This is a genomic window from Serratia montpellierensis (assembly GCF_020858655.1).
In the GTDB taxonomy this organism is placed as follows: domain Bacteria; phylum Pseudomonadota; class Gammaproteobacteria; order Enterobacterales; family Enterobacteriaceae; genus Serratia; species Serratia montpellierensis.
Genome location: NZ_VOSN01000013.1, coordinates 725,651 through 738,828, shown reverse-complemented (window position 1 = coordinate 738,828; position 13,178 = coordinate 725,651). Strand labels below are relative to the sequence as shown.

12 protein-coding genes and 3 pseudogenes are annotated in these 13,178 nt (G+C 58.3%); 8 read left to right on the top strand and 7 right to left on the bottom strand.

Going from position 1 to position 13,178, the window contains the following annotated elements:
* A partial coding sequence (mgtA, locus tag FUU19_RS15330; protein ID WP_230507159.1) for a magnesium-translocating P-type ATPase occupies positions 1 to 1,724 on the top strand: 1,724 nt, incomplete at its 5' end.
* 48 nt (positions 1,725 to 1,772) lie between these two features.
* Here the strand turns inward: mgtA and FUU19_RS15325 are convergent.
* From FUU19_RS15325 to fdhD, 7 genes are all read right to left on the bottom strand, one after another.
* Positions 1,773 to 2,546 (bottom strand): DUF3307 domain-containing protein, encoded by a 774-nt coding sequence (locus FUU19_RS15325; protein WP_141968066.1) that lies wholly within the window; start codon positions 2,544 to 2,546, stop codon positions 1,773 to 1,775.
* Between the two features lie 2 nt (positions 2,547 to 2,548).
* Positions 2,549 to 3,145: a hypothetical protein gene (locus FUU19_RS15320; RefSeq protein ID WP_230490812.1), complete on the bottom strand. Its 597-nt coding sequence runs from the start codon at positions 3,143 to 3,145 to the stop codon at positions 2,549 to 2,551.
* Positions 3,146 to 3,355: 210 nt separating this feature from the next.
* Positions 3,356 to 3,535, bottom strand: a complete 180-nt coding sequence (locus FUU19_RS15315) for a hypothetical protein (RefSeq protein ID WP_019453520.1) — start codon at positions 3,533 to 3,535, stop codon at positions 3,356 to 3,358.
* A 95-nt stretch (positions 3,536 to 3,630) separates the two neighbouring features.
* Complete coding sequence (locus tag FUU19_RS15310; protein WP_230490813.1) at positions 3,631 to 4,740, bottom strand: YbdK family carboxylate-amine ligase; 1,110 nt, start codon at positions 4,738 to 4,740, stop codon at positions 3,631 to 3,633.
* A gap of 72 nt (positions 4,741 to 4,812) precedes the next feature.
* Positions 4,813 to 5,775, bottom strand: a complete 963-nt coding sequence (locus FUU19_RS15305; protein ID WP_141968072.1) for a Dyp-type peroxidase — start codon at positions 5,773 to 5,775, stop codon at positions 4,813 to 4,815.
* A 33-nt stretch (positions 5,776 to 5,808) separates the two neighbouring features.
* Complete coding sequence (locus tag FUU19_RS15300) at positions 5,809 to 6,726, bottom strand: bestrophin family protein (protein WP_230490814.1); 918 nt, start codon at positions 6,724 to 6,726, stop codon at positions 5,809 to 5,811.
* A 58-nt stretch (positions 6,727 to 6,784) separates the two neighbouring features.
* Positions 6,785 to 7,627 carry a formate dehydrogenase accessory sulfurtransferase FdhD gene (fdhD, locus tag FUU19_RS15295; RefSeq protein ID WP_060418984.1) on the bottom strand — a complete coding sequence of 281 codons (843 nt, stop codon included), beginning with the start codon at positions 7,625 to 7,627 and terminating at the stop codon, positions 6,785 to 6,787.
* A 294-nt stretch (positions 7,628 to 7,921) separates the two neighbouring features.
* Here fdhD and FUU19_RS15290 point away from each other — a divergent pair.
* The 7 genes and pseudogenes from FUU19_RS15290 to FUU19_RS15260 all read left to right on the top strand — a co-directional run.
* Positions 7,922 to 8,113, top strand: a pseudogene (locus FUU19_RS15290) (S24/S26 family peptidase); the annotation flags it as partial.
* 14 nt (positions 8,114 to 8,127) lie between these two features.
* Positions 8,128 to 8,358, top strand: coding sequence for a hypothetical protein (locus FUU19_RS15285; protein WP_202670000.1), 231 nt, complete (start codon positions 8,128 to 8,130; stop codon positions 8,356 to 8,358).
* Positions 8,358 to 8,846, top strand: a pseudogene (locus FUU19_RS15280) (recombinase family protein); the annotation flags it as partial. The gene FUU19_RS15285 and the pseudogene FUU19_RS15280, both read left to right, overlap by 1 nt.
* Before the next feature lie 75 nt (positions 8,847 to 8,921).
* On the top strand, positions 8,922 to 9,293 hold the full coding sequence (locus FUU19_RS15275; protein ID WP_202669691.1) for a hypothetical protein: 372 nt from the start codon (positions 8,922 to 8,924) through the stop codon (positions 9,291 to 9,293).
* A gap of 312 nt (positions 9,294 to 9,605) precedes the next feature.
* Positions 9,606 to 9,785, top strand: a pseudogene (locus FUU19_RS24765) (SOS response-associated peptidase family protein); the annotation flags it as partial.
* A gap of 188 nt (positions 9,786 to 9,973) precedes the next feature.
* On the top strand, positions 9,974 to 10,408 hold the full coding sequence (gene umuD / locus FUU19_RS15265) for a translesion error-prone DNA polymerase V autoproteolytic subunit (RefSeq protein WP_028128125.1): 435 nt from the start codon (positions 9,974 to 9,976) through the stop codon (positions 10,406 to 10,408).
* Positions 10,409 to 10,504: 96 nt separating this feature from the next.
* Positions 10,505 to 13,042 carry a TonB-dependent receptor gene (locus FUU19_RS15260; protein ID WP_430726472.1) on the top strand — a complete coding sequence of 846 codons (2,538 nt, stop codon included), beginning with the start codon at positions 10,505 to 10,507 and terminating at the stop codon, positions 13,040 to 13,042.
* Positions 13,043 to 13,178: the final 136 nt, after the last annotated feature.

Below are 13,178 nucleotides of genomic sequence, written 5' to 3'. Positions count from 1 at the left end.
TGACGCCGGAAATGCTGCCGATGATCGTCAGCTCCAACCTGGCGAAAGGGGCGATCGCCATGTCGCGCCGCAAGGTGGTGGTGAAGCGCCTGAACGCCATTCAAAACTTCGGCGCCATGGATGTACTCTGCACCGACAAGACCGGCACCCTGACCCAGGACCGCATCATTCTCGAGCACCATATCGACGTCAATGGTGCCAGGGATAATGAGGTGCTGCACCTGGCCTGGCTGAACAGCTTCCATCAGAGCGGCATGAAGAACCTGATGGATCAGGCGGTGATCCGTTTCGGTCGCGGCAAACCGGGGATCGAAGCCCTGGGCCGTTTCAGCAAGGTGGATGAGCTGCCGTTCGATTTCGTGCGCCGCCGTCTGTCGATCGTGGTGGCGGATGAGAATGGCAAGCAGCAGCTGATCTGTAAGGGCGCGGTAGAGGAGATGCTGGAGATCGCCACTCACGTGCGTGAAGGCGACAAAACGCTGGAACTGGACGACGCACGCCGTGCGGCGCTGCAGGCGCTGGCCCGCGAGTATAACGAAGACGGTTTCCGCGTGCTGGTGCTGGCGACGCGCGAGTTGGATGCGCAACGCCCGGCCGAACCGCTGAGCGTGGCCGACGAGCGCGACATGGTGGTGCAAGGGCTGCTGACCTTCCTCGATCCGCCGAAGGAGAGCGCGCAGCAGGCGATCGCCGCGTTGCAGGAAAACGGCGTGACGGTGAAGGTGCTGACCGGCGACAACCCGGTGATCACCTGCAAGATTTGCCGTGACGTTGGGCTGGAGCCGGGTGAACCGCTCTCCGGGCTGCAGATTGAACAGATGGATGACGAAGAGCTGGCGCGCGAAGTGGAACAGCGCACGGTCTTCACCAAGCTGACGCCGCTGCAAAAATCGCGGGTGCTGAAAATGCTGCAGAGCAACGGCCATACCGTCGGTTTCCTCGGCGACGGCATCAACGATGCGCCGGCGCTGCGCGACGCCGACGTCGGCATCTCGGTCGACACCGGCACCGACATCGCCAAGGAATCGGCGGACATCATCCTGTTGGAAAAGAACCTGATGGTGCTGGAAGAGGGGGTGGTCAAAGGGCGCGAGACCTTCGGCAATATCATCAAGTACCTGAACATGACCGCCAGCTCCAACTTCGGCAACGTGTTCTCGGTGCTGGTGGCCAGCGCCTTCATCCCGTTCCTGCCGATGCTGGCGATCCACCTGCTGATTCAAAACCTGATGTACGACATTTCCCAGCTGTCGCTGCCGTGGGACAAGATGGACAAAGAGTTCCTGCGCAAGCCGCGCAAGTGGGACTCCAAAAACATCGGGCGCTTTATGCTGTGGATTGGGCCGACCTCGTCGATCTTCGATATTACGACGTATGCGCTGATGTGGTACGTGTTTGCCGCCAACAGCGTGGAACACCAGGCGCTGTTCCAGTCCGGCTGGTTCATTGAGGGGCTGCTGTCGCAAACGTTGGTGGTGCACATGCTGCGCACCCAGAAGATCCCGTTCATTCAGAGCACCGCGGCGCTGCCGGTGTTGCTGACTACCGGGTTGGTGATGGCGCTCGGCATCTACATTCCGTTCTCGCCGCTCGGCGCCCTGGTTGGCCTGCAGCCGCTGCCGTGGGAATACTTCCCGTGGTTGGCCGCCACGCTGGTCAGCTACTGCGTGGTCGCACAGTTGATGAAGCGTTTCTATATCCGCCGCTTCGGCGAGTGGCTCTAAGCCGCCTCGGCGTTCACTTCGGGGGCGAAATTCTTCGCCCCCGCACCCCTACAGCAGTTTGTTGACCAGCAGGCCGAGCATGATGGTCAGCGTGAAGGAAAACAGCGTGCCGAGCAGCACATACTCGGTGCGCATCTTATCGTCACTCTGGCGCAGATCCCCGAAACGGAAGATAGATTTGGCCGCCAGCAAAAAGCCGATCGCCGGGATTTGCCCCAGCAGCACAAAGGTCAGGATCAGCGTTCTTTCCAGATAGCCAATCTGTTTGCCCGCGCGCAGCAGCGAGTCGTTGTCGGCCTTGGCCGAAGGCGGCATTTGCGGCGTCCAGCGCGCCAGCAGCTGCCCGATCAACAGGCTCATCGGCAGATAGATCAGGCTGTAGGCCACCAGCACCAGGCCGGTTTGCCAACGCCCCAGTTGCCGCCCCAGTGCGGCGAGCAGTTCACCGGCATTCGGCGTCAGCCCCAGCCACAGCAAGGCGATCACCGCCAGATGCAATCCCTGATCGAGCAGGAAACTGCGGGCCGGGCTCAGGCGGCTCATCGCGGTGACTTTCAGCAAGTCGATCAGGTAGTGGCTGACGGCGATGACCAACAGGCTGGCCAGCACCTGACGTGAAGAAAGCCCGCCGTGCAACAGGCCGAAACCGGCCACCACCCAGGCGGCCAGCACCCCGTGCAGCGACGCGTGCAACACCAGAAAACGTGAACGCGCGCGATGTTGGATTTTATCTTCCACCCAACTCAGCGGCTGCAGCGGAAAATCCGCCAGCAGATGGACGAGCAACAGCCAGGCCAGCAAAGGCGCATAGGTCAGATCCATAGTCAGACGATCCTGTTAATGGCGTGAATAAACCGCATGATTTCCTCGTAGGCCGCGCGTTTCAGCGCGGCGGAGACCGTGGAGGCGGCTTTCTGCAGCTGGTCCGCCACGGCGGCGCCGCTGTCGGCGAATATTCTCGCCTGAACGATGCGCGCTTCGGCCTGTGACAGGCGGCCAATCACATGATCTAACATCGGCAGCAGATCGCTGACAATGGCGTTTGTCCGATCGTTGTCGGTTTTCAGAGCCAGCCGGCAATTTTTTGCCATGGCGTCCAGCGCGCTGCCGGAGTTGATAAAGGCGCTGCCGTAACCGGCGGCGTCGGGCCGTTGGCTGCCCAACCCGATGGCGATGCGCGCATCCCAGTGCGCGGCGCCCATCGCCCGCAGCGCAAGGCGAATGTACACCGCCAGCAGCAGTCCGTTCTCCGGGGCGGCCTGCGCCTGGAAGGCATCGCCGCGAAAGATTTCCACCTGATGCAGCCGCCCGTCGCGCCGCAGCCGATCGAGCAGGCTATGCAGCCCATTGAGGTAGTTGGCGGTGTCTGACCGGCGGGAATCGACCAGATCGCCGCTGATTACGCTGATTGGCGTCGGCATGGCGTGTTCCGTTGTTTGCAGAAGGATGACTATAAATTCGCACCTGGATACGAATATGTCAATAATTCGCCTGTAGATGCGAATTTATCGAATTTTCGCCGGTGAGGACGAAACGAGGTAGGGCGAGGGGGGGATGAACGGCCGGGAATGCGCGGGCCTGTCAGGCTCGCCACCGGCGACGTAGACGGAAAGTGGCCGGCAACCGGCCGCTCAGAAGCTTTTAACCAGCACCTCACGCGGCATTTCGCTGCCGTGTTTCAGCAGGTGCTCAAACGATCGTTCGCTGCTTTTCAGCTGCTGCAAAAACTCTTGTGGCGACAGATCGTGTTTTTTGCCGCTCATGTAAGCCAGCGCCAGTTCTTTTGCCTGATAGCGGGAGAAGTTGTACATGGTGTCCTCGATACGGTGAATGTCAGTGCTCACAATTGTAGCGAAAGAGCACATAATGAACAGTGGCTTTGGCGTATGGAATCGATAGCCGAAACTTAACTTGCCGGTTGCAACAGCTCATCGCACAGGCGTTTGATCACCTGAGCCTGCGGCAGGCCGTTGTGCAACATCTGACGGATATGCTCCGAATCGCTGATGCCCTGGCGGACATGGCGCTCGACGGCCTGTAGCACGGCCCGATCCTCCCGCCGCTCGGCGACATCGCTCAGCGCCTCCAGGGTGTGCAGGATGTGGGCGGTCAGGCTGCAGCGGCGCAGCGTCGCGGGATCGACGTATTCGGCGGCGAAACCGCTGCGATAGGCGTTGATCTTGTTGTAGTGGGTGAAGGCATCGTATTCCGGCGCGATCGGCGTCCGGCGTTGCAACAGAAAATCAGCCAGCAGACGGCAGTAACCGACCAGCAGCACGGCGTGCGCGAGGCGCAGTGGCGTATCGCAGATGCGGATTTCCACCGTGCCCAGCTCCGGTTTCGGCCGCGCATCCCAGTAAATATCCTTTACGCTTTCAATCACGCCGGCGGCGTTAAGCCGTTCGTAGTAGGCGGTGAATTCGCGCCAGCTATAGATGTGTTCCAGGCAGCCGTAGTTGGGGAAGGAATTCTGGGCGCTGAAGCGGGAGCTGGCAAAGCGCGTGTCGACGCCCTGATACAGCGGCGACGAGGCGCTGAGCGCGATCAGCTGTGGAAAATAGGGCGTCAGCGCATGGCACAGGTACATCGCCTCGTCCCCATCGTTGACGCCGAGGTGAATGTGTTGACCGAATACGCAGGCCAGCTTGGAGAGATAGCCAAAGCGGCTGGCCAACTGCCTGTAGCGCGCGTTGTCGCTGATGACCTGCTTGCGCCAGTCGTTGCTCAGATGGCGGCCGCCGCCGCAGACGTCGCAGCCCAGGCGCTGCGCGCTGTGCCGGACGATTGCGGTCAGGGCGCGCAGCTCGACGTGCAGTTCATCGAGGTCGCGGTGCACCGAGCTGTTCAGCTCCACCATCGATTGGGTGAGCTCGTGTTTGACGCGCCGGCGGTCGCCGATCTCGCTGACCACCCGGTCGGCCCGATCCGTAAGATCGTAGTGTTCGGCATCGACCAGCTGCAGCTCTATTTCGGTGCCGATAGAGAGCCTTTCCGAACGTTTGAATGTGAGTGACATGGTGCCTCCCCCTCAATACGCAACGTTAATTCAGTATACGTCGCGGGGGGAGGCTTTGCCGCCGAAGGGACGTTAGTGCAGTTCGGCCCCGCTGCGGTCGGCCAGCGCTTCCAGCAGCGGGGCGGAAGGCACGAAGAACAGGGTGCCGGTCACCGCGTGGCTAAAATCGAGCAGCCGATCGTAGTTGCCGGCCGGGCGGCCGATAAACATGTTTTCCAGCATCTGCTCGATCGGCTGCGGGGAGCGCGCATAGCCGATAAAGTAGGTGCCGAATTCGCGCAGGCCGGGGCGGCCGAACGGCATGTTGTCGCGCAGAATTTTCACCTCGTTGCCTTGCTCGTCGGTGATGGTGGTCAGCGAACTGTGCGATGACGACGGTTTGACCGCTTCATCCAGCTCGATGTTGGACTGCTTATGGCGGCCGATGATCTTCTCCTGCGTTTCCACGCTGAGCGAGTTCCAGCCCTGCATATCGTGCAGGTATTTTTGTACCAGCACGTAGCTGCCGCCGCTGAACGCCGCGTCTTCGTCGCCAATCACTGTATAGTCGAAGGCTTCGTGCCCCTCCGGGTTCTCCGTGCCGTCGACGAAGCCGATCATGGCGCGCTGATCGAAGTAACGGAAGCCGTGCACCTCTTCGATCACCGTCACGGCGTCGCCGAGCTTGGCGGTCAACTGAGAGGCCAGTTCGAAACACAGGTCCATTTCATCGGCGCGGATATGCAGCAGGATATCGCCAGGCGTGGCGACGGCGATGCGTTCCCCGCTGCCGATCGGGCTGAACGGATGCAGCTGGCGAGGGCGCGGCGCACCAAACAGCGTATCCCAGGCTTCGGAGCCGAAGCCGCAGACGCAGGTGAGGTTGCCCGCCGGCGCGCGTTTGCCGACCGAACGCACCACGGCGGCAATGTCGCCGCACCAGGCGCGCACCGCCGCCAGATGGGCGGGAACGGGCGACAGGGTGGCGACGATGAAGATGGCATGGCGCGTCACCGGCGTGAATACGGCTTGCGGCAGAGGGTTATTTGCATTCATTGCATTCGGCTCCAGTGTGTTCGGGTGAAATCGTCAGATCAAATTAAAGTGCTCGTCGGGTTTCATCGGCGGCGGCAGCGGGCTTTGGTCGTTCATTTCCAGCAGGTTGCGCTCGATGGTGTTGCAGATGGCGTTTAACGGCAGATGGTTGGCCGACACGCCAAACGGATCCTCCAGCTCTTCGGCCAGTGAGTCCCAGGATAAGAAGGTATAGGAAATGAACACCGAAACAAACGGTGTCATGTAATGCAGGTCGGTCACCAGGGCAAAAGGCAACAGGCTGCAGAACAGGTAAACGGTGCGCTGCAGGATCAGGGTATAGGCGAACGGTACCGGCGTGCTGGCGAGACGTTCGCAGCCGCCGAGGGTGTGCGACAGTTCGCTTAGCTTATCGTCGATCAGCCCGTAGGTAATGTCGCTCAGCAGCCCCTGACGGCGCAGCTCGCCGATTTCCTGGCCCAGCATCAGCAGGATGCGGTTGGTCGGCATCGGGCTGGCGATCACCTCCGTCAGCTCTTTGCTGGTGAGGTTGTGGTACAGATCGGCGGTCGGATCGGTGGCGCGCAGCTGATGCTTCAGGCTCCAACTGAAGGCGATCAGCAGTTTGGCGACCTTTTGCTGCACCGCCGGTTCGTCCGGCAGCAGGCTTTTGATCTGGCGCAGCAGCGATCGCTCGGTAATCAGCAGCGAGCCCCACAGGTTGCGCGCTTCGACAAAGCGGCTGTAGCCGGCATTATTGCGAAAGCCGAGAAAAATCGCGATGGCAATGCCCAGCAGGCTGAACGGCGCAATGGTTAAATGCACGCCGAGCTGTTCGTACCATTGGTAGCTGATCACCGCCACTATCGACATCAGTACGTTCAGCGACAGGCGAAAGGTGATCTTTGACAGCACGGAACCGTGCCAGGCGAACAGGCGAAAAAACCAGTTCTGATTCGGGCGAATTATCATGACGTGGGTGCTTCCTGGTGTCCTGCTATTGAGAATAGTCGATTCTTATCCGGCGGCGTTAGGCCGCCGTTGTCGATTGCCAGAGCCGCTGCGGATGCGTATAGACGGTGGCGCGCCCCGGTTTGCTGAAGCCCACCAGCGTCAGGTTGCTGCGTTCGGCCACTTCCACCGCCAGGCGGGTGGCGGCGGAAACGGCGAACAGGATCTCGACGCCGCACATGGCGGATTTTTGCACCATTTCATAGCTGGCGCGGCTCGACACCAGCGCCGCACCCTGCAGCCACGCCTGTTGGCTGCGGTAGCCCAGCAGCTTGTCGAGCGCCACGTGGCGGCCGACGTCTTCACACCCGCCGCTGAGCGCGCCGTCCGGCTGGATCCAGGCCGCCGCGTGGGTGCAGCCGGTCAGTTTTCCTACCGTTTGCACCTCCTGCAGCTGCGCTAACGCCCGGTCGAGCAGCGCCAAATCGAAACGTTGCGTGAAAGGCAGCGGCGCGATGGGCTGAGCAACCTCCTGCAGCTGTTCCACCCCGCAGACGCCGCAGCCGGTGCGGCCGGCCAGGCTGCGGCGCTTCTCTTTCAGCTGCATAAAGCGGCGGCTCGAGAGTTCTACATGCACTTCGATACCGTTGCAGGCCGGTTGTTGGCGGATGTCGTAGATATCGTCGGGGGAGGCGATGATGCCTTCGGACAGCGAAAAACCGATGGCGAAGGCCGCCAGATCTTTCGGCGTCGCCATCATCACCACGTGGGAAATGCCGTTGTACACCAGGGCGACCGGCACTTCTTCCGCCAGCCAATCCTGCTGCGCCAGGGCCAGATCGTTACGCTGCCAAACCGCGTGGCGCGACAGGCATTCCTGTTTGATATCGTCGGTTTCTGCGAGGAGTAGGTGCTTGTTCATAACGTTCTCGTGACTGTCGGTGACGAGGCGCCGACGGGGATGAATTCTTATTAGCAGGTGTGGGGATTATACAGGATTCTGATCCCGCTCGCGTAGGGAATCACGCCCTGCAGGTTATCCACAGTTTTAGTGGATAACGTGTGTGCAAGGCGGAGTGAAACCGTTAGCAGGCGTAAAAAAAAATCGCTCAGAAAATTATTATATTACGCGGGAAAGCGCGATCCGCAGGGGGATTGGGGGTTGCACGCGTTCGCGTTTTGTTTATGCTTAACTGTATAAATATACAGTTTGGTTATGATTATGCTGAGCAATTCAAGATTGTATGCTTTTTCACCAGGTGAACCCCTGACGTTACCGCTGTTTGCCGATCGCGTGGCCTGCGGTTTTCCCTCCCCGGCGCAGGACTATGTCGAGAGCCGGCTGGATATCGGCAAACTGCTGGTGCGGCATCCTAATGCCACTTATTTCGTGCGCGCCAGCGGTGAGATGGAGCGAGCAGCATGGATCAGGCACTGAATTTTTCACTCAGCTATGCGCAGCTGACCCGGGAAGCAGAAGATGCGATTAAAAAATGCAATCTGAACCAGGGCGGGATGGGTTACACCCTAGAGTTGGGTAAGGCTTCTGTCATTCTGAGTTTCTGGTACGGTCTGGCGCTGCAGGGCTATCCGGGCACAATAATGGATGAACGTGTTGATGCCGACCGGCTGCGCCTGCATGTCCTCATCTAGATGCGGAAGTATGCCGCCCCCAAACGGTAACTGATATTTTGCTGGTTGAGCAGATAGACCGCCTGACCCGTCTCAGCAACAGTGACTGGATGACGTTGAAAAAGCAGATTGAGCAGCATGAGTTACGGATTGTCAGCCTGCATGTCCCTACCTCATGGCAGGCGCTGTCAGAGAAAGATCCTTCACAGGCGGACCCGATCACCCGTGCAGTAATAACCGCCATCAATAACATGCTAATCGACCTGATGGCCGCGATGTCACATAAGGACTGGTTGAGTCGCCGCCAACGGCAAAAGCAGGGAATTGAACGGGCGCATACGTTGGGTAGATACCGGGGAAAGCAGGCAGATCAGGAACGACATCAGAAAGTCCTGTACTACCGACAGATTAAGAAACTGAGCATCCGAGAAACAGCAGACGCGACAGGCTACAGTACTTCCCAAGTTTGTCGCATTCAGGCCTTCTATAAAGAAGTTGAGACTGATTAAAAAGCAGCCTTAATGTACAATAATTTTCGATATCCAAACTGACCCCATGAACAATCAATGAGTTAGAGGTGAAAGATGATTTCATACAAAAAAATCATACCTGCTCTTGTCATATTCGCTCTATCTAATGCTGTGGCATATGCGAATGATTTCGACAAATCAAATGAAGCGATGGCAATTTCAGCAATAGGTTTTTCTGGCTCAAATGCTCGTGTTGCACATGATGTTTGTGGGGCAACCAATGAGATAATTGATAAATATAAAAAACAAATAAAAGACTCATTAACTAGAACATTAAAGTATGAACAGTCAGGATTCGATACGCATTGGGATAATGGTTGGAAAAATGCTGATTTTTTGGTTAAGTCATTAAGTAATGATGAAGCCTATAAAAAAGAATATTGCCGAGAGGTTTTAGATGGAATTAATAATCCTGAAATGAATTAAGGATTATTCCTTATTCGGGGTTCTACGCCGGAACCCCAGATTTTTCCGTCCGCTAAAATTATCCCGGTTGAGCAGCTTTATACCGTCAGCTCGCAGTGGACCATCAGGGGAAATGTGGCGGTACAGCGTTTGTCGGGTTATCCCAAGCTCCTGGCATAACGTACTGACTTTCGTCTCTGGCCGTCCCATTGATGCCATTACCAGTCGCAATTTTATTGGCGTCATTTTGTAAGGCCGTCCGCCGTTCCTCCCGTGGGCTCTTGCTGAGGCAAGGCCTGCCGCTGTTCTTTGCGGCGTTGTACGCAGCAGAGACCGACGGCCGCGCGCGACTGGCTCGACACCCGCTTAGCCCCGCCCTCTGGTCAAATGCAGGCTGACGTGTACAGCCTGCAGGCAGAGGATTTCGTCTGGCAACCGGTATCGCCCGCCGTCGGCGCCGTTCGCAATGACAATCCCTCACTCATCCTGCCCATCGATACGCCAACGGTCTGAGTGCCGCATTATCCACAGTTTTGGTGGATATCATGTGTGCAAACACACGTGAAGAACGCCAAAAGCTGCAGGAAAAATCGCTCAGAAAATTATTATATTACGCGGGAAAGCGCGATCCGCAGGGGGATTGGGGGTTGCACGCGTTCGCGTTTTGTTTATGCTTAACTGTATAAATATACAGTTTGGTTATGATTATGCTGAGCAATTCAAGATTGTATGCTTTTTCACCAGGTGAACCCCTGACGTTACCGCTGTTTGCCGATCGCGTGGCCTGCGGCTTTCCTTCCCCGGCGCAGGACTACGTCGAAGGCCGGCTGGACATCGGCAAGCTGCTGGTGCGGCACCCGAACGCCACCTATTTCGTGCGCGCCAGCGGCGAATCGATGATCGACGGCAACATTCGTGACGGCGATCTGCTGATCGTCGACAGCGCCTTGACGCCGGAGCACGGCAATATCGTGATCGCCGCGGTGGATGGCGAATTCACCGTCAAAAAACTGCAGCGTCACCCCGATGTGCGGCTGTTGCCGATGAACCCCGCCTACGCGCCGATCGTGTTCGACGACGAGGCGCAGCTGGAGATCTTCGGCGTGGTGACCTTTATCGTCTACGCGGCGCGGTGACTTCGGCATTTTTTTTTCACTTTTTTCTGCCCGATCTTTTTATTGGCGTGACCTCTCTACTGAGTTTCCAGTTCATTACACTCAGGGGAATCCTTCATGGCCATAAAAAACAAGAACGGCGCAGGGCGTACGTTCACATCAGCCAAACGTACCGCCGGGAAGCGGGTCGCTATCGGGGTAGGGTGCGCATTATCGGGCATGCTCACCTCCGCGATGGCGGCGCCCGGTGCGTCGGTGCCACCGGCGGCGGTCGAACAGTCCGCTATCCTGTCCTTCGCCATTCCCGCCGGTGACCTGGCGCCCGCCTTGCAGACGGCGGCCGCTAAGGCCGGCGTGATAGTGATTTTCACGCCCGAACAGACGCGTGGAAAAAACACTGCGGGCCTGCAGGGGCATTATCGCCTCACCGACGCGTTCGATACGCTGTTGGCGGGCAGCGGATTGCGCGCTCAGCAAACCGCACAGGGATATCGGTTGGTCGACGCCGGGCCGGTTCAGCCGTTGACGATACCGGAACTGTCGGTGGTCGGCGGTTTGTCCGACAGCGTCGCCGCCGGCCGTTCGGTGTTGGATAAAGAAGACATCGAACGCGTGCAGGCAGACAATATCGCCAGTTTGCTTGATCGCTTGCCTGGCGTAGGGATGGCGGGCTCGCCACGCCCGGGCGGCCAAAGCCTGAATATCTGGGGCATGGGGGACATGGAAGATGTGAAGGTGGTGCTGGACGGGGCGCCGAAGGGATTTGAGAAATATCGGCAGGGCTCGGTATTCATTGAACCCGAACTGCTGAAAAAGGTTGAGGTCGATAAGGGGCCGCATAACCTGTTGAACGGCAATGGCGGCTTTGGCGGGACCATTACGCTGGAGACCAAAGATGCTGGGGACATGCTGCTGCCGGGCGAAGATTTTGGCGGCTTGCTGAAGTACAGCTACCATACCAACGATCGCCAGGGTATTTACAGCGGTGCGTTGTACGGCCGTACGCCGGAAGGATCCGCCGACGGTTTGATCTACATGAGCAAGCGTGACGGCGGCAACCTGAAGCGGCCGGACGGCACGCGCTTTGCCTATTCCGCCAACGATCAGGCTTCCTACCTGTTAAAAACCAATATTTATCTGAGCGAGGCGCAAACGCTGACGCTGTCGGCGATGCGATCCGATTCCGATGGCTGGCAGCCTTTTGCCGCCAAGCGGGACGATATCGCCGCGCCCAGCCAGGCGGATATCGATAAATATGGCCGGGAAGAAGCGTGGCGCCGCATTCTGGTGTATCGCGACCAGACAGACACCAATTACTCGGTGAAATGGAATCTGGCGCCGGAAACGCAGCCGTTGCTGAATCTGACGCTGTCTTATGCCTATTCGAAGACAGAACAGCATGACAAGCGGCCGGATTCCGCTTCAAAGTCCAGCTATCTCGGTACGCTGGGCAATGAAAGCTGGGTGAACTATACCGATCGGCAGTTTGACGTCAGCAATGAAAGCCGTTTCGCCAGCGGGCCGCTGGATCACAAGCTGTTGCTCGGCGCGCGTTGGCATAAACATCAGCGCGATACCCTGATGTATTACCCCCCGCAGGTGAAAAACGCCAGTTACAACTACGGTTATTTCCAGCCGTACTACATGCCGGCGGGCGAACAGGAAACCCGCAGCGTTTATCTGCAGGATGCGGTCAGCTTCGGCAGCCTGACCGTGACGCCGGGCGTGCGTTACGATCATGTGACCAACACCGGGCAACCGAACCGGGCACCGCGCTATAACGACAGCGATCCAAGCGCGGGCCATGATTACAGCAGCGTGACCTATACCGGCTGGTCGCCGCATTTGGGCGTGATGTGGAAAGCGACGTCGAATCTGTCCCTGTTTGCCGACGTCAGCCGCACCTGGCGCGCACCGGTGATTGACGAACAGTATGAAGTGCAATCCGCCGCATCCAGCGTGCCCGGTACCAGCCGCGGCCTGCAGGTGGAACGCATGACGGGCGTTCGTCTCGGCGCGGTGCTGGACTTCAACGATGTGTTGATGGCGCGAGACAGCCTGCAGATCCGCACTACGTTGTTCCGCAATCGCGGCAAGGACGAGATTTTCTATCGTCGTGGCGTGTTGTGCGACGCCGCACGGCAGGGGGGCCAATGTGGGCAACCGTTGTCGAACTATCGCAACTTGCCGGGCTATACCATTGAGGGCGTGGAGCTCGAATCGTTTTATGACAGCGAAAGCCTGTTCGGCAGCCTGTCGTTCTCCTCGATTCGCGGCAAACGCGACGCTTCACCACGTGATCCGTGGGGCAGCGAAACCTGGATTGCCGAAATTCCACCCGTTACGGCACACGCGATGCTGGGCATGAAAGTGCCGCAGTGGGACATGGCCTTCGGCTGGACCGGCGATTTTGTGCGTAAACAGGATCGTTCACCGGCCGACGGCGATCCGATGGCCGTTGTCTGGGCGCTGCCGAAAACCTCGGGTTATGCATTGCACGGCCTGTTCGCCTCGTGGCAGCCCAGCGGTTTGCAGGGCTTCGAAGCTCGCGTCGCGGTGGACAACCTGTTCAACCGCGATTATTACCCTTACCTGGGCGAATCGGTGTCCGGCGTAGGGCGCAACATCAAGTTTAGCGTTAGCCAACGTTTCTGAATATCCTGCTGACAGGGGCCATTTCGGCCCCTTTTCACGTTTCCTCCCCCCGTATTTCCCTACTTTTTCGCCGTTTATAAATCATCAGCAATCGCTTGACACAGAAGTTACAATTTTAAAATAATAATAATTATCA

Coding starts and splice junctions, on each gene's coding strand:
- FUU19_RS15275 (WP_202669691.1), top strand. CDS start 8,922: ATGATTTCATACAAAAAAATCATACCTGCTCTTGTCATATTCGCTCTA.
- fdhD (WP_060418984.1), bottom strand. CDS start 7,627: ATGAACAAGCACCTACTCCTCGCAGAAACCGACGATATCAAACAGGAA.
- FUU19_RS15305 (WP_141968072.1), bottom strand. CDS start 5,775: ATGAATGCAAATAACCCTCTGCCGCAAGCCGTATTCACGCCGGTGACG.
- FUU19_RS15260 (WP_430726472.1), top strand. CDS start 10,505: ATGGCCATAAAAAACAAGAACGGCGCAGGGCGTACGTTCACATCAGCC.
- FUU19_RS15310 (WP_230490813.1), bottom strand. CDS start 4,740: ATGTCACTCACATTCAAACGTTCGGAAAGGCTCTCTATCGGCACCGAA.
- umuD (WP_028128125.1), top strand. CDS start 9,974: ATGATTATGCTGAGCAATTCAAGATTGTATGCTTTTTCACCAGGTGAA.
- FUU19_RS15320 (WP_230490812.1), bottom strand. CDS start 3,145: ATGCCGACGCCAATCAGCGTAATCAGCGGCGATCTGGTCGATTCCCGC.
- FUU19_RS15285 (WP_202670000.1), top strand. CDS start 8,128: ATGGATCAGGCACTGAATTTTTCACTCAGCTATGCGCAGCTGACCCGG.
- FUU19_RS15315 (WP_019453520.1), bottom strand. CDS start 3,535: ATGTACAACTTCTCCCGCTATCAGGCAAAAGAACTGGCGCTGGCTTAC.
- FUU19_RS15325 (WP_141968066.1), bottom strand. CDS start 2,546: ATGGATCTGACCTATGCGCCTTTGCTGGCCTGGCTGTTGCTCGTCCAT.
- FUU19_RS15300 (WP_230490814.1), bottom strand. CDS start 6,726: ATGATAATTCGCCCGAATCAGAACTGGTTTTTTCGCCTGTTCGCCTGG.